Source organism: Streptomyces toxytricini, assembly GCF_014649915.1.
Classification (GTDB): domain Bacteria; phylum Actinomycetota; class Actinomycetes; order Streptomycetales; family Streptomycetaceae; genus Streptomyces; species Streptomyces toxytricini.
On the sequence record NZ_BMTY01000005.1, the window covers coordinates 111438 to 132591 of the forward strand.

Genomic DNA, 21154 nt, shown 5'->3' on the forward strand with positions numbered 1-21154 from the left:
GGACGGGGTTTACGGGCGGGTGACGGGCCAGGAGGTGAGGCTCTGCCAGGGGCCGCAGTCCCGGGCGTTCTCCGAACCCTTGCAGACGGCGATGGAGCCGGTCGTGGTGGGCATGTACGACTGGGTCACCCGGACGTCGACGGTGTCGTTGCCGCACACGGTGGCCTGCTTGCGCGGCGGAGTCGGCACGAAGTCGAACTGGAAGCGCGCCCACACCGAGTAGCAGCCGTCGCCGGTGTTGGCCAGGCGTCCTTCGGCGACCAGCTGGTGCAGCCCCGTGGAGGACCGTTCCACCCAGCGGCCGCCGGAGGCGGTCGCCGTCTCGTGGGAGGCCGACCATGCGACGCCGCGGGCCGGCTTCTCGTCGGCGGCGGCCGCCGGGGCGGCGAGGGGGAGTGTGCAGCACGCCGCAGCGGTGATCGCTGTGGCCCAGGAGCGGATGCGCATCAGAGCAGTGCCTTTTCTTTCGGGCCCAGAGAGGGCGGGACGGTGACGCCGTGGTGGCGGCGGAGCGCGGAAAGGGCGGCGAGGTGGCCGCACATGCCGTGCACGGAGGGGCCCGGCGGGGTGGACGCCGAGCAGAGGTACACCCCGGGGAGCGGGGTGGTGTAGGGGTCGAGGCGGGCGGTGGGGCGGGCGAGGGACTGCCGCAGGGTCATCGCGCCGGCGGCGATGTCGCCGCCCACGTAGTTCGGGTTGTACGTCTCGTACGCGGCGGCCGACATGCCCCGGGAGGCGAGGACGGTGTCGGTGAAGCCGGGGGCGTACGCCTCGATGCGGCGGCGGATCAGGTCGACGGGGTCGCGGGTGTCGCCGTGGGGGACGTGCGCGTACGCCCATACGGGCCGCTTGGCTCCGGCGGCGCGGCCGGGGTCGGTGACCGCGGGGTCGACGACGAGGACGAAGGGGTCGGGGATGCTCCGGCCGGCCGCGGTGGCGTTCTCCTGCCGGACGATGTCGGCGTGCGTGCCGCCCAGGTGCACGGTGCCGGCGCGGCCCACGAGGGGGTTCGCCCAGGGGATGGGGCCGTCGACCAGGAAGTCCGCCTTGGCCGCGCCGGGGCCGTAGCGGAACCGGGTGAGCGCGCGCCGGTAGCGGGCGGGGAGGCGGGAGCCGGCGAGCGCCAGGAATTCCTTGGGGCCGACGTCGAGCAGGACCAGCGGGACGTCGCCGAGCTCCGACAGGTCGCGGACGTGCCACCCGGTGTGGAAGGAGCCGCCGTGCGCGGTGATGTCGGCCGTCAGGGCGTCGGCGATGCGGGCGCTGCCGCCCTCGGGCAGCGGCCAGCCGCTGCTGTGCGCAGTGTGGCCGAGGAGCATCGCGACCGCCGCCGAGGCCAGGGAGGGCAGCCGGCCCACGGCGTGGGCGGCCACGCCGGTGAGGAGTGCCTTGGCCTCCTCGGTCCGGAAGGCGGTGAGGCCCATCGCATGCTCCAGGACCCGTGTGGCGAACCGCACCGCGGCGGCGGGATCGCGCGGGAGGGTGCGCTGGTCGGAGAGGACCAGGTCGACGACCGACCGGGAGTGCGCGACCAGCGGTCCCATGAGGCGGGTCCAGCGGGCTGCGTCCGCGCCCAGGTGTGCGGCGGTGCGGGTGACGCTGCGCCAGGCGGCGGCCGCGCCTCCGTGCGGCAGCGGGTGGGCGTAGGGGATGTCGGGCTGGAGCAGGCGGACGCCGCGGCCCTGGAGGTCGAACCGGCGGAAGAAGGCGGAGGCTGCGGCCATCGGGTGCACGGCGGAGCAGATGTCGTGCACGACGCCGGAGTCGAACAGCGGCACGCTGCGCAGGCCGCCGCCGGGCCTGTCGGCCTTCTCGAACAGGGCCACCTTCAGGCCCGCCCGGGCGAGGGTCACGGCGGCGGCCAGGCCGTTCGGGCCGGTGCCGACGATTGCTGCGTCGGTCATGCGGCGGCTCCCACGGGGGCGAGCTGGGCCTCGGCGAGGCGCCGGTAGGTGGAGTCGTGCTCCATCAGCTCGGCGTGGGTGCCGCTGGCGCGCAGGCGGCCGTCCTCGATGACGAGGATGCGGTCGGCGCCGATGGTGGTCGACAGGCGGTGCGCGATGGCGAGGACCTGGCAGCGGGTGCTGATCTCGGTGATGGCGTCGCGCAGGGCCCGCTCGGAGTCGGAGTCCAGGTGGGAGGTGGCCTCGTCCAGCAGGAGGACGTCGGGGCGGGTGAGCAGGGCGCGGGCGATGGCCAGGCGCTGGCGCTGGCCGCCGGAGAGGCCGCTGCCGCCCTCGCCGAGGCGGGTGTCGAGGCCGTCGGGCAGGGCGTCGATGACGTCCGTCAGGTGGGCGGCGGCCACGGCCCGGGCGATGTCGTCCTCGCCGGCGTCCGGGCAGGCGTACGTGAGGTTCTCGCGGACGGTGCCGCGGAGCAGGGGGGCGTCCTGCTCGACGAGGCCGATGCGGGAGCGCAGGACGTCCAGGGGCATGGCCGCGGTGGGGGTGCCGGAGAGGCGGATGGTGCCCCGGTCCGGGGTGTGGAAGCGTTCGATGAGCTGGAAGAGGGTGGTCTTGCCCGCGCCGGAGGGGCCGACGACGGCGGTGACGCCGGTGGCGGGGAGGGAGAAGGAGACGCCGTTCGTCGCGGGGGCGGCGCCGCCCTCGTAGGTGAAGGTGACGTCCTCGAACTCGACCGCGGGCCGGCCGGGGGCGGGAGTGCGGGGCGCTGCCGTGCCGTCCGGCTCCTGTTCGATGGCGGCCAGTTCCCGTACGCGGTCGATGGCGGCCCGGCCCTGCTGGAACTCCCCGAGCGACATGAAGAACGTGACCAGCGGGGCGACCAGGTAGAAGAGGTACATGATGAACGCGGTGAGGTCCTGGGGCGGGAGGCTGCCGGTGGCGGTGCGCGCCATGCCCCAGGTGATGACCACGGCGAGGGAGACCTGGGTGCCGACGTTCATGGCGGGCATGAGCAGCGCCGACAGGCGGGTGACGCGGATGCCGCTGGTGCGGGCGGCTTCGGCGAGGCCGCCCAGGTGCTCGGCTTCGCGCTGCTCGGCCCGCGAGGCCTTGACGGTGGTCAGGGCGCCCAGGACGCGCAGGAGGCCGGAGCCGTAGGCGCTGGTGTCCTCGCGGTTGGTGACGGCGGCCTTGCGGACTGCGCGGGCCACGGTGAGGGCGATCGCACTGGCGGCGCCGAGGCAGCCGACCGTGACGAGGAGCATCTTCCAGTCGATCCATGCCATGACGGCGACGCAGCCGAGGGCGGTGAACCCGGAGGTGACGATCTGGGCGGCGGAGGAGGAGAGGGCGACGCGGGCGAGTGAGGTGTCCGCGACGGTGCGGGTGAACACGTCGCCGTGTTCCAGGCGGTCGAAGGCCGGGATGCGGGAGTGGAGCAGCCGGCCGGTGAGCGTGGTCCGCATGTCGAGGACGATGTTCTCGCCGGCGCGGCCGATCAGGTAGAAGTGTGCGGCGGCCAGGGCCGCGTCGGCGAGGAAGAGGGCCGCGATGCTGACGATGGGCCAGGTCGTGGGCTTGTCCGTGGCGACGGCTTCGATGAGCCGGCCGATGAGCAGCGGCTGGAGGAGGGTGGCCGCGGTGCCCGCCAGGCCGAGGACGACGCCGGCGGCCAGGAGCAGCCGGTGCCCTCGGACGATCTTGGATATGTTCACTCGTCAGCCCTCATTCGGAAGAGTTGCGTTGCCTTGCCTCGGAGCCGGCCCCGGCGCCCGTCACCCGTCGGCGCGGGCGGTGTACCAGTCGTAGGGCTCGTGTTCGCCGGCCGGGGCGACGTCCTCGACGGTGAAGCCGGCGCGCGCGAGGCAGGCCTCGACGTCGTCCCGTTCGATGAGGAGGACCTGCTCGCCGAAGAGCACCGGTGCCTTGCCGTCCTCGTCGATGCGGGTGTCCATGGTGAGGACGTCCGCGTCGTCGAGGGTCACCGTGAAGGTGGTGGTGCCGGGGCGGTCGGGGGTCGGCACGGTCAGGGTGTGCAGGGCCACGAGGGGGCGGTAGGTGGCGGTGGAGTAGTACTCGAGCGAGAGGGTGGCGCCCGGCTCCAGGGCCTGGCGTACGTGGGCCAGGGCGCGGGTCAGTTCGTCGCGCGAGGACACGCACGCCAGGGATCCCATGGTGGAGTACGCGGCGGTGAAGGTGCCGGCGACCGGGAGCGGGCGGCGGAAGTCGGCGCGGACCAGCTCGACGTTGCCGGGGAGGCCCTTGGCGCGGAACTGCTCCAGCATCGGCTCCGAGTTGTCGACGCCGACCACGTGGGCGGCGATCGATGCGACGGGGGCGGCGATGCGGCCGGTGCCCACGCCGATCTCGAGGACGCGGCCGCCGGCGACGTGGGGCCGGAGCCGGTCCACTGCGTCCCCGGTGGGCATGGCGGGGGCGATCAGCGTGTCGTACACGGATGCCACGGCGGTGCCGTACTGGACGTCCCGGGTCACCGGTTCACCTCTTCGTAGTCGAAGACCATGTCGTACTTGGGGTCCTCGCTGTGGTCGTAGCCGGAGTAGCGGACGAGCATCACCTGGAAGAGGGGGTAGCCCGGTTCGGGGGTGAGGCGCTGCCGCACGAACTCGTTGATGAGGTGGTAGGCCCCCTCCTTCGCCTCCTGGTGCAGGGGTGTCATCGCGCCGGGGTTGTGGAGGAGGGTGGACGCCACGTCGAAGATGGCCTTCTCGATGCGGCGGCCGGGGAACCAGAAGGCGTGGACGAGCTTGCGCGGGGCGATGGAGTACACCTCGCGCCACTCGGTGTGCTCCGACTTGTCGGCGGTGGCCAGCCGGTACAGGAAGTGCTGGTCGTCGACGGCCGGGTTGGGGGCGAAGAAGCGCCAGTTCGGGATGAGGATGCCGGTCCCGGTCTTGTCGGCCTTGCGGAGCTTGTCGTAGCTGCGGTCGGGGTGCTGGCTGAGGACGGAGGCGACGAACCATCCGGCGAGGACGGCCGGCACGGCCTGCTGCATCACGGTCTTCGCCTTGCTCATGCCGCTTCCCTCCGGTTCGGGTCGTCCTCGCCGCGGCGGGCGGCGGCGTCTGCGACCGCCTGCTCGATCGCCTTGGCGGTGTGCGGGGCGTGTTCCATTCCGCCGGTGACGGAGACGTGCGTGGATCCGGGGACGGTGATGATGCTGCCGCCGTGGCCGGATGCGACGTACTCCTCGTAGAGGTCGTGGTGTTCCGGGATGTCCCGGACGGTCGACTCCGCGGCGATGACCCAGACCGGCGTGCTGAGGCGGTCGAGGGGGCGGCCGCCGTCGAGCATGAAGGCGTACGAGTAGTTCCACTCCCGCAGGGCGGCGCGCCAGGTGGAGGGGGCGGAGCCCTCCAGGCGCAGCGCCCGGTGGTGGGGGCTGCCGGCCGCGAAGGCGAACATGCCCTTCTTGTCCATGAGCAGTCCGGCGCCGAGGGTCGCGGACCAGGGGCCCAGCTTCATGGTCAGGTTGGCGGCGCGGGCGCCCTCGCGCTGCTTGCGGGAGTGGATGAGCTCGCGCGGGTGGTTGGGGTCGACCAGGACGACGCCGTCCACGCGGTCGGGGGCCTCGGCGGCCGCCCGGTGGGCGATGTAGCCGCCGAGCGAGTGGCCTGCCAGGATGCAGGGGCCGTCGGTGTCGACTCCGTCGGCGATGACCTGGAGGAGGTCGCCGACGGACTCCTTCAGGGAGTAGTCCTCGGGGCAGCGGCGCAGCGAGCTGCCGTAGCCCGCCCGGTCGTAGACGAGCACGGAGATCGACGGGTCGAGGAAGTCGGCGAGGAGCAGCCAGGAGGTGGCGGTGTTCATCAGCCCGGCCTCGCACACGAGGGTGGGGCCGCCCGGGGTGCCGCGGCGTACGTGGTACGTGATGATGTTGCCGCTGTCGCAGCGGACGCGGCGGCGTTCGAAGCCGGCGTGGCGGCGGGTGCGGGTCACGAGTTCGGCGTAGGCCTGGTGGGCGACGCCGGCGGCGAGGCATGCCGCCAGGCCGGCGCCCGTGAGGCGGGGGAAGGTCAGGGGCTTCACGCCGCCTCCTTGGTGCCCTTGGCGAGTGCGCGGACGGACGGGTAGGTGGAGACGAACGCCCAGGCGAAGCGGGAGAGTCCCATGAAGCGGGCGTTGGCCAGGTGGAAGGCGCCCATGGCCGCCAGCCCGGCGTCCACGTACTTGCCCTTCTTCAGCAGCAGGAGGGGGAAGCCGCACTCCAGGGCCAGCACGGCGTGGCAGATGGCGCGGGACGCGGCGGGGTACTTCTCCAGCTTGTTGAAGAACCACTCGTCGCCGTAGGTCTGCGTGCGCATGATCTTGGCGAGGGCGTCGCCGGAACGCCAGGCGTCGCCGGGGAGTTTGGCCCAGCCGGATGCGCCGTACGACAGGACGGTCTGGGCGCCGATGAACTGGACGGCGGCGTTGCGGGTGGCGTCTGTGCCGCCCGCGCGGCCGAGGGCGGCGGCCGTCTGCACGAGGAAGGACACCTGGTCCGATCCGTCGGTGCCGAACAGGTGCCGCGGGTAGATGAGGAGCTGGCTGCCGACCAGGTAGGCGTTGGCGGCCATGCGTACGGAGTTGTTCCGCACCGGCGAGATCAGGACGGCTGCGGCCAGGACCCGCGAGGCGTGGACGGCCTGGGTGACCGGCTCGCGGGCGACGAAGTCCTTGACCGCCTGGGTGGCCTTCGTGCGGCCGGGCACCTGGGACCTGGTGTGGTTCCAGTCGTTCAGGCCGCCCGGCTGCCGGTCGGTCCGGCGGACGAGGTATTCGAGGCTGGACAGCAGGTGCGTGGCGGCGGACAGCCGTTCCGCTGTGGCGAGCGGGTGCGCACACGCCGCTTCAGCGACTCGGCGGAGACGTGACAGCATGATCTGTTCCTGATCGCAGCATGGGTGGGTGGAGGGCCGGAGGGGTGCAGGGGCGGAGAGCGGGGGAACCGCTGAAGGCTCGCCGCCCCTGGTCCGCTTACTTCTGGCAGGCCTTGACGGCCGCACCGACGCCGGCGGCGGCGACGATGATGGCGGTGGCCTTGGCCCCGCCGACGAAGCCGACGGTGAACGCGGCCGGGGTGGCCATCACGGGCGCGACCGGGCTCTCGGCGGCGCGGGCGGCACCGGCGTTGACCTTCTCGATCAGCACGGACATGGCTGTTCCTCCACTTGTCTGGTAATACGGGGAAGAGTGCGTCCGGTGTCGGCAGACATGTGGACTGTCTGCCGGCACCGGTCACACGTATGCGGGCCGGATACGGGGCGCGGTCCGTGTCGGGGACCGGAAGCCGGAACCGGCCGGGGCCGCCTCGATCAGCCGGTGGCGGTCTTGTAGGCCACCGCGGCGGCGCCGGTCACGACGGCGCCGCCGACGACGTAGCCGGCCGTCTTGGCGATGACCGGGGTGGCGATGATGGCCGGGGTGGCCATGACGGGCGCCGCGGCACCCGCGGGGGAGCCGGCGTGCAGCTCGCCGCTGACGGCGGAGTTCAGGTTGACCTTCTGGATCAGCACGGTGCTTTTCCTTTACTGGCTTGTTTTGTGGATTGCGGATCATCCCGCTGTCCGCCTGAAGCGGGCAGCGGGAAGTCTTTGTGGAACCCGTCCCGCTTCGAATTCCCGTTTCGGGGTGGGCGGGTGGGGATGTGCGCGGACGCGCGTGCCTTGAAGGCCGGCCGTGTCCCTGTGCCGCGGAAATGCGGGTACGCGGCATGGACGTTCGGACACGGGAAAGGCGCTGTGCGGCGCGCGGCGCGGCCGGCGGCCCTTTCGGGCGCGGCGCGGTGGCATGCCGAATGTGCGGTGTGTGCGCCGGCGGTGAGCCGACGGCGGGTTACTTGACCTTCGCGGTGGCGTAACCGACGGCCGCGGCGGTGACGAGGACCGCCGCCTTTCCGGCGCACGGGGTGAAGACCAGCGACGGCGTGGCCATGACGGGCGAGACAGCGCCCTCCAGGGTCCGCTGCGAGAGCGGGCCGGTGAGCGAGGCGTTCTGGTTCACCTTGTGCAAGAGCATGAGAGCACTCCGGGATTCTTGGTCGGACATGGGACTCCCTCCATGCGCGGGTGGGTCGTTCGTACGCGTCTCGAGGGCCTCCCGTTCGCGAGCGCGGGGACTTCCGGCCCATCGAGCCCGCCCCCGCGGCCCTTCCATCTGATCAACCGCAGCGGGGCGCCCTTCGTATGACTGCCCCTGGAAACTTTTTCCGGCGGGTTCAGGAGGCCCGGCGGACGCCCCGGCAGAGGGCCCTCTTCCGCATGGCGAGGAGGCCGTGCTGCCTGGCGCGGGAGACCGTGCCCCGGTGGACGCCGAGCACGGCTGCGGCATCGTCGATCGTGTAGTCCTGCACGTCGACGAGGAAGATGGCGGCCGCCTGCTTGCGCGGTACCTCGGCCAGCAGGCGCTCGACCTCCCAGCGCGCTTCGCGCAGGGCCAGGGCGTCGCCGGCCTGCGGCCGGTCGGGCACTTGGCCGACCGGCATGTCCTGGGACTGGCGTCTCTTCAGGTCGTAGGCAGCCGTGGTGACCGCGCGGATCGCGTACGCGGTCGGGTTGGGGTGCGCGAGCCAGGCGTCCGCAGCCTTCAGCAGCTTCAGGCAGGCGGTCTGGACGGCGTCGTCGGCGTCCTCGCCGAGCAGTCGCGACGCCTGGCGCCGGAGCAGCGGTATCACGTCACGCAGCAACGCGTCCAAGTCCGGGCGGCTCAGTGCAATGGCATAGTCGGGCACAGCAGTTCTCCCCCTCGGCCGCTGCCCACAGTGAAGGCGACAGCGGCTTTTGTCTGCGGCGTTTGAGCGGTGGTCAGACGCTCTGCGGCAAGATCACTTTAAACACACATGGTTCAATCTTGGGTCAGTGCAGGTAAGAGCCTGAGGAAGATTTGAGGATCGCCACCGGCGCGCCCACTTTGAGGAAGGCCCCATGGCAGTAGCGGAATCCAGCCATATCCATGCCGATGACGTTTGGCGTCGTTACGGACGCGGCAAGAGCGGCTTCATGGCCGTGCGCGGTGTCAGTTTCACCGTCAGACCCGGCTCACTGTTCGCCCTGCTGGGAACCAACGGCGCCGGCAAGACCTCCACCGTCGAAATGCTGGAAGGCCTCGCCGCCCCGCACCGCGGGCGGATACGCCTGTTCGGGGACCTGGACCCGGTCGCCGACCGCGCGCGGATCCGCCCCCGTACGGGCGCGATGCTGCAGGAGGGCGGTTTCACCGCGCATCTGACGGCGCGGGAGAGCGTCGAGATGTGGGCCGGGCTGACGTCGCGGCCGCGGCCGGTCGCGCAGGCGTTGGAACTCGCCGGGTTGTCGCACCGGGCGGACGTGCTCGTCAAGAACCTGTCCGGCGGGGAGAAGCGGCGCCTCGACCTGGCCGTCGCCACGCTCGGCAGCCCGGAGGTGCTGTTCCTCGACGAGCCGACCGCGGGCATGGACGCCGAGGGCAGGCACGCGACCTGGCGGCTGGTCAAGGAGCTGCGCGAGCGCGGCTCGACGATCCTGCTGACCACGCACTACCTGGAGGAGGCGGAGTCGCTGGCCGACGAGCTGGCCATCATGCACCGTGGGCGCATCGCGGCGTCGGGAACGGTCTCGGAGATCGTTTCCGGCCATCCTGCGACGCTGACCTTCGGCCTGTCGGGACAGTGGAGCGCGCAGGACCTCCCCGTCGGCGGGGCGGTCGAGGAGCGGGGCGGGCGCATCACCGTCACCACGGGGCAGTTGCAGAAGGACGCCGCCCGGATCCTGGCCTGGGCCGAGGACCACGACGTGGAGCTGGACCGGTTCACGGCACGGCCGGCCTCCCTGGAGGAGGCGTTCATCTCCATCGCCCGGGTGACGGACACCGACGACGACGCGTACGACACGGACGACGCGGCAGAAACGCAGGAGGAGGCATGAACAGCCGCCCCGCCATCCGGCACATGAAGACCTTGTTCCGCATCGAGTGGACGCTGTTCAACAGGGTGAAGGCGAATTACGTCTTCGTCGTGTTCGTTCCCCTGATGATCCTGCTGTCGATGCGGTACGTGCAGGATCAGATGGACCTGGCCCGCCACGGCCTGAACCCCGGGCCGCTCATGGTGTCCACGGCTGCCGGCATCCTGCTGATCTTCTCCCTCTACTCGTCGGTGACCGGGCTGTACGTGGCGCGCCGGGAGGAGCTCGTGCTGAAGCGGCTCCGTACGGGCGAGGCTTCGGACGCGGTGATCCTCGCCGGGGGCGCCTCCATGTACGTCGCCGTCGCCGTGGTGCAGATCGTCGTGGTGGGCGTCGCGCTGTCCGTCATGTTCGGCGCGGCCCCGAGGCAGTTGGGCGCCGCGGCCGCGGGGCTGGTCACGGGGATCGTGCTGATGATCGCCATGGCCGCCGCCACCGCCGCGCTGTGCCGGACCGCCGAGTCCGTCATGGTCGCGACGCTGCCCGCGATCTTCGTACTGCCGATGGTCTCCGGGATCTACATCCCGCGCGAGGTGCTGCCGGAGCCGGTGGCCGACGCGCTGCTGTGGGCGCCGCTGTCCCCGACGGTGGACCTGTTCCGGTCGGGCTGGACCGGTGAACTGGGCCTCGGTGAGTCGGTGGTCCGGGTCGTGATCGCGGCCGTGTGGACGGCGCTGTTCGCGTGGGTCGCGGCCCGCCGGTTCCGGTGGGAGCCGCGCACGTGAGCGGGGGCGCCTGCTGATCCCCGTACCGGCGGAGGGGCGTCGCCCCGCGTGTGCTCACGCGGGCGGCGCCCCTCGCCGCGTACCGGGGCCGGGAGCCCGCGGGTCACGGCGGGCCGGGTCGGCTTAGGGTCGGCTCATGAGCACGTCGGACGATCAGCGCGCCGCCCTCGACCTCCTCGACGCCCGGCTGGAGGACCTGTGGCTGGCAGCCGTCGAGCTCGGGCGCGGCAACCGGGTCGCCGTACCGGAGGTGCCGAGGGAGCCGGCTGCGGCCGCGGGGGACGGTGCGGCCGCGGAGTTGCTGCGGTGGGCGTACGCAGAGCTGGCCCGCATTCCGCGGTCGCCGGCGGACGTGTTCGCCTGGAGTGCCGGTAGTGTGCTCATGGAGCTCCGGCGGCGCCGAAGCCCCTGGAACGCGGCGGCCCTGCGCCTGCTGGAAGACCCGTACGTCTTCCTCGCCACCGGCCCGCGCCGGCACGAGGACTGGGCCGAGGACGTACTGGCTGTGATGCACCGGGAGGTCCCGGACCCTCGCGGCTGGCTGCGGCTCTACGGCGACCGTACGAGCGGTGCCCGCGCCGTCGTGCCGGCGTACCCCTTCGAGCCCCCGCCTGCAGCCGGGTTCCCGGACCGCCTGTACGAGCTGGAGCGCGGTGCGGCCGTCGGTGCGCTCGCCGTCATGGCGGAGGAGTGGTGGGAGGAACGGCCCGTGCGCGACCGGCCGGAGCGCGACGGGCTCCTGGCCGACGCGCGGTTCCTGCTGGACCGCTTCGGGCCGGACGCCCGGTTCTGGACGAACGCCCTGGACGCGGCCGCGGATCCCCGGCGGGACTTCGTCCGGGCCGGCCTCGGGGGCACGAGGGCGCACCGGTTCACCACCGGCGAGTACCTGGGCGGCATCGACCTGTTCGATGAGCTGGGGCTGATCGCGGTGTCCGACGACGAGGTCGGGGTCTTCTGGTCCATCGGGGCGTACTGACCGCCCCGCCCGGGCACGGTCGGCCGGCCGTCGGGTGTTCAACGGGTCGGCATGCCGCCGTGCGGGCTGCTGACGACCACGGCCGGGGATTCGGCGGCAGGGTACGGGTGGTCCGGGTAGTGCTCGCCTCCGGCGATCCGCCTGCCACGGATCCGGCGGCCGCACGAGCCGCACCCTCGGCCTGGAGCTGCTTGACGACGTCGGCCTCGTCCCGGGGCAGGACTTCGGCGATGGCCTTCTCGGTGCCGACCTCGGCGGACAAGGCTTCGGCGGCGGTCCGGTTGTCGCCGGTGAGGAGGGTCGGGGTCAGACCGGGGTCCTTGAGGCGGCGGACGGCCTCGGCGCTCGTGGCCTTGCCGGTGTCGGAGGACGGCGCGGGTCTCGCCGTCCCGGGCGAGGCGGGCGCCGTCGGTTCGTCGGTGCCCGCCTTCGGACCGGGCCCGTCAGGGGGTGCCGAGGAGGGTGCGGAGCAGGGGTTGTACGTGGGTGTGCGGGCGGGGCGCTGCGGGGTGGGCCGTCATCAGGAGGTGGTGCAGGGTGCCCACCAGGGCCAGGGCCGCGGAAACGGTGTCCAGGGTGGGGGCGACGCGCCCCAGGGCGCGTTCCGCGTTCAGGTACGCCTCCACCGACGCCTGGATCGCGCCGAAGCCGGGAGCGCCCGCCGCCCACGCCTCCCGGACCCGCATGGCCGCCGCCGGGCGGGTCACCGCCAGGCCGACGACTCCGGGGTCGAGGGCCAGCACCGCCGAGGCCACGTCGGCGAGGTTGCCGGCGGGGGTGCCGTCGCCCGCCTGCGCGGGCAGGGCCGCGGCGAGTTCGGCGGTGCGGGCGAAGCGGTCCAGCACCAGCTCGGCCACGAACTCGTCCAGCCCCGCGAAGTGCGTGTGCAGGACGCCCTTCGCGCAGCCGGCCTCTGCGGTGACCGCCCTGCTGGTCAGGGCGGCGGCCCCGTCGCGGGCCAGGACCCGCTCGGCCGCCTCGAAGAGCCGGGCGCGCAGATCGGGGATGGCGACGCCGCGTGGTGACATCAAGTCCTCCGGAGATTAGGGGTGTTGCGAGTATGGGCATGCGCCCATACTGTTTGGGCATGCGCCCATTCTAGGGCTCCTGTCTGGCTCCGCCACGTCTGCGCACCGGGAGGTTCCACCCCATGAACGGCATCGCGAACACCGACCAGTCCCGCGCCTGGAACGGCTACGAGGGCAGCCACTGGGCCGCCCACCGGGACCGCTGGGACGCCGTCAACGCCGGTTTCGACCAGCCCCTCTTGGACGCCGCGGCCATCGCGCCCGGCGACCGCGTCCTCGACGTCGGCTGCGGCGCCGGCGCCACGACCCGCCTGGCCGCCCGCGCCGCGGCACCCGGCGGCAACGCCCTGGGGCTGGACCTCTCCGGCCCGATGCTGGAGCAGGCCCGGGCCGCCGCCGGGAGCGAGGGCCTCGCCGGCGTCCGCTTCGAGCAGGGGGACGCGCAGGTCCACCCCCTCCCCCGCGGCGCCTTCGACGTGGTGATCAGCCGTTTCGGCGTCATGTACTTCACCGATCCCGTCGCCGCCTTCGGCAACATCGCCTCCGCGGTGCGCCCGGGCGGCCGCGCCGCCCTGCTGTGTGCCGCCGAGCCCGAGGGCAACGAGTGGCTGACCGCCCTGGCCGCCCTCGCCGGCCTCCTGCCGCCGCACGGCTTCGGCGGAGCCGGCGGGCCCGGCATGTTCTCCCTCTCCGCGCCCGGTGCCGCCGTCGCGCTGCTGGAGCGGGCGGGCTGGGACGACGTACGCGCCGAGCACGTGACGGCCCTCGGCACATGGGGGGACGACGCCGAGCACGCGGCCGACCTCCTGCTGTCCTCCGGACCCCTGCGCCACCTCCTCGCCGGTGCCGCTCCCGCCACGGCCGCCGACGCGCGGAGGCGGCTGGTCGACGTACTCCGCCCCCGCGAAGGCGCCGACGGGGTGCGGCTGCGCAGCAACGCCTGGCTGGTCACCGCGACGGCGCGGTGAACGGGCGGGAAGACTGCCGGGATTCGGCAATGTGGGGGCGCCCGCCCGCGGAACAGGATGGGGGCCTCGCGGGCGGCGTGGGGGGCGCTGCCCTCTGCCCGCCGGTTGCGGGTGGGGTCGGCGTCGGCCGGTTCGCGGAGCGGTTCGGCTGAGCCGCCCGGCACTGATGTGGAGGGGGTAACTCATGGATGTCGTCACGACGGGCCTCGGCCTGTTGCTGCTCAGCGTCCTGGCCGTCGCGATCGCCGCGGTGGTCGTGCTGTCCCGGCTGTTCCGGAAGGTCGAGCAGGGCAAGGCCCTGATCGTCTCGAAGATGCGGAAGGTCGACGTCACCTTCACCGGCCAGGTCGTGCTGCCGGTGCTGCACAAGGCCGAGGTCATGGACATCTCGGTGAAGGCCATCGAGATCTCCCGCACCGGCCGCGACGGCCTGATCTGCCGGGACAACATCCGGGCCGACATCCGCATCTCGTTCTTCATCCGGGTCAACAAGACGGTGGGGGACGTCATCAAGGTGGCGCAGGCCATCGGCACCGCGCGGGCCAGCGACAAGGCGACCCTGCAGGAGCTGTTCAACGCCAAGTTCTCGGAGGCGCTGAAGACGGTCGGCAAGCAGATGGACTTCGCCGACCTGTACACCAAGCGCGACGAACTGCGCTTCAAGATCATCGAGATCATCGGCATCGACCTCAACGGCTACAGCCTGGAGGACGCGGCCATCGACTACCTGGAGCAGACGCCCGTCTCGCAGCTCGACGCCGGGAACATCCTGGACGCGCAGGGCATCCGCAAGATCACCGAGCTGACCGCCATCGAGAACGTCCGCACCAACGAGTTCCGGCAGAACGAGCAGAAGGAGATCACCCGCCAGAACGTCGACGCCCGCGAGGCCATCCTCGAACTGGAGCGCCGACAGGCCGATGCCGAGATCCGGCAGCGGCGCGAGGTGGAGACCGCGCGGGCCCGGGAGGAGGCCGAGACGGCGCGGGTGGTGGAGGAGGAGCGGCTGCGCGCGCAGAGCGCGTTCCTCAAGACGGAGGAGCAGCTCGGCATCCAGCGGGAGAACCAGGCCCGCGAGGTGGCGGTCGCCGCGAAGAACCGGGAGCGGGTCATCGCGGTGGAGAACGAGCGCATCGAGAAGGACCGCCTGCTGGAGGTCATCGCGCGGGAGCGGGAGACGGAGCTGACGCGGATCGCCGCCGACAAGGAGGTCGAGAACGAGCGGCGGGACATCGCGGAGGTCGTGCGCGAGCGGATCGCCGTGGACCGCACGGTCGCGGAGCAGGAGGAGTCCATCAAGCGGCTGCGGGCCGTCGAGGAGGCCGAGCGCAGCCGGCAGGCGATCGTCATCGCCGCGGAGGCGGAGGCGCAGGAGCGGCTGGTCAAGGACATCAAGGCCGCCGAGGCGGCGGAGCAGGCGGCCGTGCACCGGGCCGCGCAGGAGCTCACGCTGGCCGAGGCCCGCAACAAGGCGGCCGATCTGGAGGCGCGCTCCAAGATCCGCCTGGCCGAGGGGATCCAGGCCGAGGCGGCCGCGGCGGGCCTGGCGGGGGTGGCCGTACGGGAGAGGGAGGCCGAGGTCGTCGAGAAGGCCGGCCGTGCCGAGGCCGAGGCGACGGCGGCCCGGCTGCGGGCCGAGGCGGAGGGCGCCCGCGAGCTGGCGCTGGCGCAGGCCGCGGGCGTCGGCGAGAAGCTGAAGGCCGAGGCCGCGGGTCTGACCGAGAAGGCGGCGGCGATGGCCGCCCTGGACGAGGCGTCCCGGACGCACGAGGAGTACCGGCTGCGGTTGGAGGCGGAGAAGGAGATCCGGCTGGCCGGGCTGGACGCGCAGCGGCAGGTTGCCCAGGCTCAGGCCACGGTCCTCGCGACGGGGCTGGAGAGCGCCGACATCAGCATCGTCGGCGGCGAGTCCGCCTTCTTCGACCGGATCGTGGGCGCGATGTCGATGGGCCGGGCCGTCGACGGGTTCGTGGAGAACTCGCAGACGGCGCAGGCGCTGGCCGCCTCCTGGCTCGACGGCTCGGGGTCCTTCACCGACGACCTCACCCGCGCGGTGGCGAACACGTCCGCCGCGGGCGTCCGCGACCTGACCGTCTCGGCCCTGCTGATGCGGCTCATGCCGGCCGGCTCGGGGCAGCTGGACGCGCTGATGGCCAAGGCCAGGGAGTTGGGCCTGGCAGACATGCCGGTGGGCGAGCTCGCCGGGAAATCCGCGGCTGCCGGAGTGGACGGCGCCGCCCGGGACTGACCGCCACGGGGGTGCGGTCGACGGCCGTGGAGCCGCCGCGGAGGGGGCGGCGGCTCCACGGCCCCTCACGATCTCGTACGCGAAGGAGCAGCACGCATGAGCACGGGCAGGGACACGGCCACGGGCGCCGACACGGGGGCGTGCGAAGTGCTGCGCGGGCGGCTCGCCGCCCAGGCCGGCGAGCTGGCCCGCGGCGCCGAGGCCCTGAACGCGGCCCGCGTCGCGGCGTTCGGCTCGGCCGGGGTCGCGCTCGCCGGCTCCGGGCACCTGCGCACGGAGGAAGCCCGGATCCCGGCGGACCTGGTGGGCGTCGGCGACTGCCTGCTGTTCGGCTACCGCGGGACCGCCGCGCGCGGTGACGAAACGTCCGTACGGGACGTGCTGGCGCTGTACGACAGGAACCTGGAGCCGCTGCCCGAGGACGCGGTGCCCGGGCTCCTCGACGACCCGGCGTTCCGACGGGAGTTCGACGAGCTCCACCGCTACTACCACGGGGCCCGCCTCCAGCGCCTCCGCCGGGTCGACGACACCCTGCTCGCCGTCTTCCGCACCGGCGAGCAGGCCGAGGACATCCGGGTCCTGCGCTGGCAGGCCGGCCCGGCCGGCGCGGTGCGCTTCCTGGACGGGCGGGGCGAGCGCGACCACGTCTTCCCCGCGGCCCACGACGTGCGGTGGCGGGAGGTCACCCGGGACGACCACGTACCGGGCCGGCACCCGCATGCGGCGGTCGACGGGCGGCTCTACGTCTCCACGGTCGGCGGGGCGCTGAGCATCAGGACGGAGGACGACACGGAGACCGGATCCGGGCTCGTGCACCGCGAGCCGGTGGACGAGTCCCTCCAGTCCCTCGCGGACGCCGAGATCGCGTACGCGGTCGTCGGGCCGCTGACGCTGCTGCGGGTGCTGCCGTACAAGGAGGAGACCCGGCGCCACCTCGTCTTCAACGCGGTGACCGGGACGGTGGTCCGGCTGGACGGCATCGGGCTGTCCTGCCGCCGGCTCCCGGACGACGGCGGCATCGTCTTCCCGGGCGGCTACTGCCTGGCCGACGGCACCGTCCGGACGTTCGACACGGACACCGCCGGCCTGGAGTTCGACCACTCGGTGGCCTCCCCGAACGGCGAGGACGTGCTGTACGTCTTCCAGGAGCGGGCGGGGAACCGCCGGCTGCTGCACCCCTACAGCCTGATCCGGCAGGAGGTCGCGGCGCCGCTGCCGTGCGAGGGGCTGGCCCGGTTCGAGGACGGCACGCTGGTGGTGCTGCGGGCGGGGGACGGGCGCGCCGGCCGGTCCCACGCCGTACAGGAGTGGAGCACGCCGTTCACGTCGGACACGCAGGGGGCGTCCGCGGCGGAGGGGCCGCTCGCCCGGATCGGGAACCCGGACCTGGTGCGGGCCGTCGCCGACACCACGGCCGTCGCCCGCCGCGCCGCGGCCGCCGGGGAGACGGAGGCCTCCGCGGCGACGCCAGCGCTGTACGAGTCGCTGCTCGCGGACTGCGTCCGCGCCGGCGACCGGTTCCCGTGGCTGGCGGAGCTCGCCGGCGCGGCGCCGGACGCGGTCGACCTGCACGCCGCGCTGGCGGCCGTACGGGCGACGGCGGAACAGGTGCTGGCGGAGTTCGAGGCGGTACGGGCGCTCACCGCGCGGGCGGCCGACGCGCTGGCCGAGGCCGGCCGGACCGTGGCGGGCCTGCTGCGCCGGATCCGCGGGGAGGCGCCGGCCGGGGCCGGGGAGTGGATCGCGCGCATCACCGAACTGCGCCGGGCGCAGGGGCACCTGGTCACCCTGACCGGGATGCGGTACGCGGACACGGGCGCCGTCGAGGCGCTGGCCGCAGAGGTGGCCTCGGCCATCGGCTCCACTGCCGAACGCGCCATGGCCTTCCTCCGGCGGGCGGACGCGTTCGACGGCCACGCCGCCGAGGCCCGCCGGCTCGCCGACGCCGCGGAGGCGATCACCACCGCCGCCGAGGCCGATCCGCTGCGCCGGGAGGTGGAGGGCCTCGTCCTCGGCCTGCAGGAGCTGACCGAGGTCGCCTCGGGGCTGGAGGCGGGCGACCCCGCGGGGCGCGCGGGCGTCCTGGAGCGGATCGGGGAAGTGCTGGGGGCGCTGAACCGGGCCCGGGCCGGGCTGGAGACGCGCAGGCGGGAGCTGCTGCACGAGGAGAGCGGCGCGGAGTTCGCCGCGGAGTTCGCGCTGCTGGGGCAGTTGGCGGCGGGTGCGGCGGCCGCGGCCGGCACGCCCGAGGAGTGCGATGCGCAGCTGGCCCGGCTGCTGGTGCAGTGGGAGAACCTGGAAGCCCGCTTCGCCGAGAACGAGGAGTTCACCGCGCGGATCGCGGAGAAGCGCGCCGAGGTTCAGGACGCGTTCTCCGCGCGCCGGCAGACCCTCCAGGACGCGGGCGCGCGGCGCGCGGAGTCCCTCGCGGCGTCGGCGCAGCGGGTGCTGGAGACGGTGGTCCGCCGGGCCTGCACGCTCGGCGACGACGACGCGGTGAACACGTATTTCAGCTCGGACCCGGTGGTGGCCGGGGTGCGCCGGACCGTGGAGCGGCTGCGGGCGCTCGGCGACTCGGTGCGGGCGGAGGAGCTGACGGGGCGCCTGGCCGCCGCCCGGCAGGAGGCGGGACGGGCGCTGCGGGACCGCGCCGAGCTGTACGCGGACGGGGGCGGGACGGTCCGGCTGGGCCGGCACCGGTTCGCGGTGACCCGGCAGGCGGCCGAGCTGACGCTGGTGCCTTGCGGCGACGGCATGGCGTTCGCGCTGACCGGCACCGACTACCGGCGGCCGGTCGCGGACCCCGGCTTCGCGGAGAGCCGGCCGTACTGGGACCGGGTGCTGCCGTCGGAGTCGGCGCAGGTGTACCGGGCCGAGTACCTGGCCGCGCGGGTGCTGTCCGGACACGGCCCGGAGGCGCTGGCCGCCGCGGGGGACGGGCTCGACGCACTGGTGCGGCGGGCGGCCGAGGAGGCGTACGACGAGGGGTACGAGCGGGGGATCCACGACCACGACGCCGCCGCCGTCCTGCGGGTGCTGGTGCGGCTGCACCGGGAGGCGGGGCTGCTGCGGCACCCGGCTCGGGAGCGGGCCGCAGCCGCGCTGTTCTGGGCGCACGGGCCGGGCGGACGTGAGCGCGACGCGCTGGGCCGGCGGGCGGTCTCGCTCGGGCGTGCCCGCGACCTGTTCGGAGCGGCCCCGGCGCTGCGGGACCTCCAGGACGAACTCGCCCGCGCCATCGGGGCTTTCGGGGCGGGCGGGGCCGACCCGGAGGGGGCTGCCGCGTACCTGCTGGAGGAGCTGACCTGCGGGCCGGAGGGCTTCGCCCTGTCGGCGGCCGCCCGGGGGCTGCTGGATGCGTTCCGCCGCGGCGCGGGCGGTGGCGGGGGCGCCCCGTACGACGAGGACCTGGCGGTCCTGTCCGGGCTGGCCGAGCGGCGGCAGCTCGTGGAGGGCTGGCTCGGCGCGTTCGCGGCCGCGACCGGGCACCGCGCGGATGCGGGGACGGTGGAGGAGGCGGCGGCCGCCGAGCTGTGCCCGTCGCTGCCCCGGTACCCGGTGGAGGGCGCCACGGCCGCCACCGTGACCGGGCTGCTCGGCGCGCACGCCCGGGTGCGGGACCGTGCCCTGCCGCTGCAGCTGGCGGAGTTCCTCACCCGAACGGCTGCGTTCGCGGCCGCAGACGTCCCCGGGTTCCGGGCGCACCAGCGGCAGCGGGCCGGGCTGCTCGCGGCCGAGCGGGAGCGGCTGCGGATCGACGAGTACCGGCCGCGGCCGATGCCGTCGTTCGTCCGCAACCGGCTGATCGACGAGGTGTACCTGCCGCTCGTCGGCGACAGCCTCGCCAAGCAGCTCGGCGCGGCCGGCGACGCACGGCGCACCGACACGCACGGCCTGCTGCTGCTCCTGTCGCCGCCCGGCTACGGCAAGACGAGCCTGGTGGAGTACGTCGCCCAGCGGCTCGGGCTGCTGCTGGTGAAGGTGGACGGGCCGGCGCTCGGGCCCGCCACCACCTCCCTCGACCCGGAGGCGGCGCCGGACGCGGCGGCCCGGCGGGAGCTGGAGAAGGTGGCCTTCGCGCTGGACGCCGGCAACAACGTGCTGCTGTACCTGGACGACATCCAGCACACGTCCGCGGAGCTGCTCCAGCAGTTCATCCCGCTGTGCGACGCGACGCGCACGCTGAACGGCCGCGACCTGCGCGGCAAGCGCTTCGCGGTGTGCATGGCCGGGAACCCGTACACGCAGTCCGGGGACCGGTTCAGGATTCCCGACATGCTCGCCAACCGGGCGGACGTGTGGAACCTCGGGGACGTGCTGACCGGGCGGGAGGAGGCCTTCGCGTTCAGCTTCGTCGAGAACGCCCTGACCTCGCACCCGGTGCTGGCGCCGCTCGCCGGACGGGACCGCGCCGACCTCGCCCTCCTCGTACGGCTGGCCGAGGGGGACCCGGATGCGCGCGCGGACCGGCTGTCGCACCCGTACGCGCCGGCGGAGGTGGAGGAGATCACGGCGCTGCTCGGCCATCTGACGGCCGCGCGGAGCACCGTGCTCGCCGTGAACGCCGCGTACATCGCCTCGGCGGCGCAGGCCGACGCGGACCGGACGGAGCCGCCGTTCCGGCTGCAGGGCTCCTACCGGAACATGAACCGGATCGTGGAGCGGCTGTCCCCCGCCATGAACGGGGCGGAGGCGGCCGCGGTGGTCGACGACCACTACCGGGCGGAGGCGCAGGCCCTCGCGACGGGCACGGAGGCCAACCTGCTGAAGCTGGCTGCGCTGCGGGGCGCCCTCACCCCGGAGCAGGCGGCGCGCTGGGCGGAGATCACCGCTCCGTACGGGCGCGGGGCCGGGGGGCGCGGGCGCGCCGGTGGCCGGATTCCGGCCCGGACGGGGCGGCCTGCGCGGGCCGTCCGGCGGCCGGTGCACCGGACGGGGCGGCGGCGCTGAGGGGTCGGATCGGGCCGCGTCAGGGGCTTTGCCCGGGTATGCAGGGCTGGAGCGGAGTTGCCCGGGTCACGGATCTCTTGATCGTTCGCTCAGCGGAACCTCAGATCCGCATAACGATCAGATCACCGAACCTGGGCAAACACCACATATTTTCGGCCAATGTGAGATCGATCACTAAAGGTTACGTAAAGACCGTGCTAGGAATTCGCAACTCCACTTCGGCCCACCCCTCGCCGGAGATCCGGAGCGGCGGCCTCCACCCGGCCGCGGCAGCACCACGCTGCTCCATCAGCACGGCCAAGGCGCCCTCATCGGTCCGATTCCGCGGACCGGCGGCGCCACGGGTCGCCGATCGGACAACGGCGTTCGCTCAAAGCCCGCACTTTCACACCGGTCCCCCGCACAGGAC

General features: G+C 73.6%; 18 protein-coding genes and 1 pseudogene. 6 read left to right on the top strand and 13 right to left on the bottom strand.

What is annotated here, in order from left to right; genetic code table 11:
* Positions 1-9 precede the first annotated feature (9 nt).
* The 11 genes from IE170_RS07985 to IE170_RS08035 form a co-directional block, all read right to left on the bottom strand.
* Complete coding sequence (locus IE170_RS07985; RefSeq protein ID WP_189808591.1) at positions 10-447, bottom strand: hypothetical protein; 438 nt, start codon at positions 445-447, stop codon at positions 10-12.
* A complete protein-coding gene (locus IE170_RS07990; protein WP_189808592.1) occupies positions 447-1904 on the bottom strand; it encodes a phytoene desaturase family protein in 1458 nt (485 codons plus the stop codon). Before IE170_RS07990 ends, IE170_RS07985 begins: the two co-directional genes overlap by 1 nt.
* Positions 1901-3619: an ABC transporter ATP-binding protein gene (locus tag IE170_RS07995; RefSeq protein ID WP_189808593.1), complete on the bottom strand. Its 1719-nt coding sequence runs from the start codon at positions 3617-3619 to the stop codon at positions 1901-1903. The genes IE170_RS07990 and IE170_RS07995 overlap by 4 nt, the downstream gene beginning before the upstream one ends.
* A gap of 60 nt (positions 3620-3679) precedes the next feature.
* Positions 3680-4399, bottom strand: a complete 720-nt coding sequence (locus IE170_RS08000; protein ID WP_229884640.1) for a class I SAM-dependent methyltransferase — start codon at positions 4397-4399, stop codon at positions 3680-3682.
* Complete coding sequence (locus tag IE170_RS08005) at positions 4396-4941, bottom strand: hypothetical protein (RefSeq protein ID WP_189808594.1); 546 nt, start codon at positions 4939-4941, stop codon at positions 4396-4398. The genes IE170_RS08000 and IE170_RS08005 overlap by 4 nt, the downstream gene beginning before the upstream one ends.
* Positions 4938-5954 carry an alpha/beta fold hydrolase gene (locus IE170_RS08010; RefSeq protein WP_189808595.1) on the bottom strand — a complete coding sequence of 339 codons (1017 nt, stop codon included), beginning with the start codon at positions 5952-5954 and terminating at the stop codon, positions 4938-4940. Before IE170_RS08010 ends, IE170_RS08005 begins: the two co-directional genes overlap by 4 nt.
* Positions 5951-6787 carry an HTTM domain-containing protein gene (locus IE170_RS08015; protein ID WP_189808596.1) on the bottom strand — a complete coding sequence of 279 codons (837 nt, stop codon included), beginning with the start codon at positions 6785-6787 and terminating at the stop codon, positions 5951-5953. Before IE170_RS08015 ends, IE170_RS08010 begins: the two co-directional genes overlap by 4 nt.
* Before the next feature lie 97 nt (positions 6788-6884).
* Complete coding sequence (locus IE170_RS08020) at positions 6885-7064, bottom strand: hypothetical protein (protein ID WP_114059199.1); 180 nt, start codon at positions 7062-7064, stop codon at positions 6885-6887.
* Between the two features lie 158 nt (positions 7065-7222).
* Positions 7223-7423 carry a hypothetical protein gene (locus tag IE170_RS08025; protein ID WP_189808597.1) on the bottom strand — a complete coding sequence of 67 codons (201 nt, stop codon included), beginning with the start codon at positions 7421-7423 and terminating at the stop codon, positions 7223-7225.
* A 319-nt stretch (positions 7424-7742) separates the two neighbouring features.
* Positions 7743-7925: a hypothetical protein gene (locus IE170_RS08030; RefSeq protein ID WP_189808598.1), complete on the bottom strand. Its 183-nt coding sequence runs from the start codon at positions 7923-7925 to the stop codon at positions 7743-7745.
* Positions 7926-8124: 199 nt separating this feature from the next.
* Complete coding sequence (locus tag IE170_RS08035) at positions 8125-8601, bottom strand: RNA polymerase sigma factor (RefSeq protein WP_189808599.1); 477 nt, start codon at positions 8599-8601, stop codon at positions 8125-8127.
* 229 nt (positions 8602-8830) lie between these two features.
* Here IE170_RS08035 and IE170_RS08040 point away from each other — a divergent pair, with 229 nt between their 5' ends.
* From IE170_RS08040 to IE170_RS08050, 3 genes are all read left to right on the top strand, one after another.
* Positions 8831-9808 carry an ABC transporter ATP-binding protein gene (locus IE170_RS08040; protein ID WP_189808600.1) on the top strand — a complete coding sequence of 326 codons (978 nt, stop codon included), beginning with the start codon at positions 8831-8833 and terminating at the stop codon, positions 9806-9808.
* Positions 9805-10572, top strand: coding sequence for an ABC transporter permease (locus tag IE170_RS08045; protein ID WP_189808601.1), 768 nt, complete (start codon positions 9805-9807; stop codon positions 10570-10572). Before IE170_RS08040 ends, IE170_RS08045 begins: the two co-directional genes overlap by 4 nt.
* Positions 10573-10708: 136 nt before the next feature.
* On the top strand, positions 10709-11551 hold the full coding sequence (locus tag IE170_RS08050) for a hypothetical protein (RefSeq protein ID WP_189808602.1): 843 nt from the start codon (positions 10709-10711) through the stop codon (positions 11549-11551).
* On the opposite strand, the pseudogene IE170_RS08055 reads toward IE170_RS08050, so the two are convergent.
* Positions 11445-11897, bottom strand: a pseudogene (locus IE170_RS08055) (hypothetical protein); the annotation flags it as partial. The gene IE170_RS08050 and the pseudogene IE170_RS08055 overlap by 107 nt on opposite strands.
* Before the next feature lie 97 nt (positions 11898-11994).
* Positions 11995-12579 carry a TetR/AcrR family transcriptional regulator gene (locus tag IE170_RS08060; protein WP_189808603.1) on the bottom strand — a complete coding sequence of 195 codons (585 nt, stop codon included), beginning with the start codon at positions 12577-12579 and terminating at the stop codon, positions 11995-11997.
* Positions 12580-12701: 122 nt separating this feature from the next.
* On the opposite strand from IE170_RS08060, the gene IE170_RS08065 reads away from it, so the two are divergent.
* The 3 genes from IE170_RS08065 (at position 12702) to IE170_RS08075 (ending at position 20745) form a co-directional block, all read left to right on the top strand.
* Positions 12702-13547 carry a class I SAM-dependent methyltransferase gene (locus tag IE170_RS08065; protein ID WP_189808604.1) on the top strand — a complete coding sequence of 282 codons (846 nt, stop codon included), beginning with the start codon at positions 12702-12704 and terminating at the stop codon, positions 13545-13547.
* Between the two features lie 184 nt (positions 13548-13731).
* Entirely contained in the window at positions 13732-15795 is a 2064-nt protein-coding gene (locus IE170_RS08070; protein WP_189808605.1) for a flotillin family protein, read from the top strand.
* Between the two features lie 96 nt (positions 15796-15891).
* Positions 15892-20745, top strand: coding sequence for a DNA repair ATPase (locus tag IE170_RS08075; protein ID WP_189808606.1), 4854 nt, complete (start codon positions 15892-15894; stop codon positions 20743-20745).
* Positions 20746-21154 lie beyond the last annotated feature (409 nt).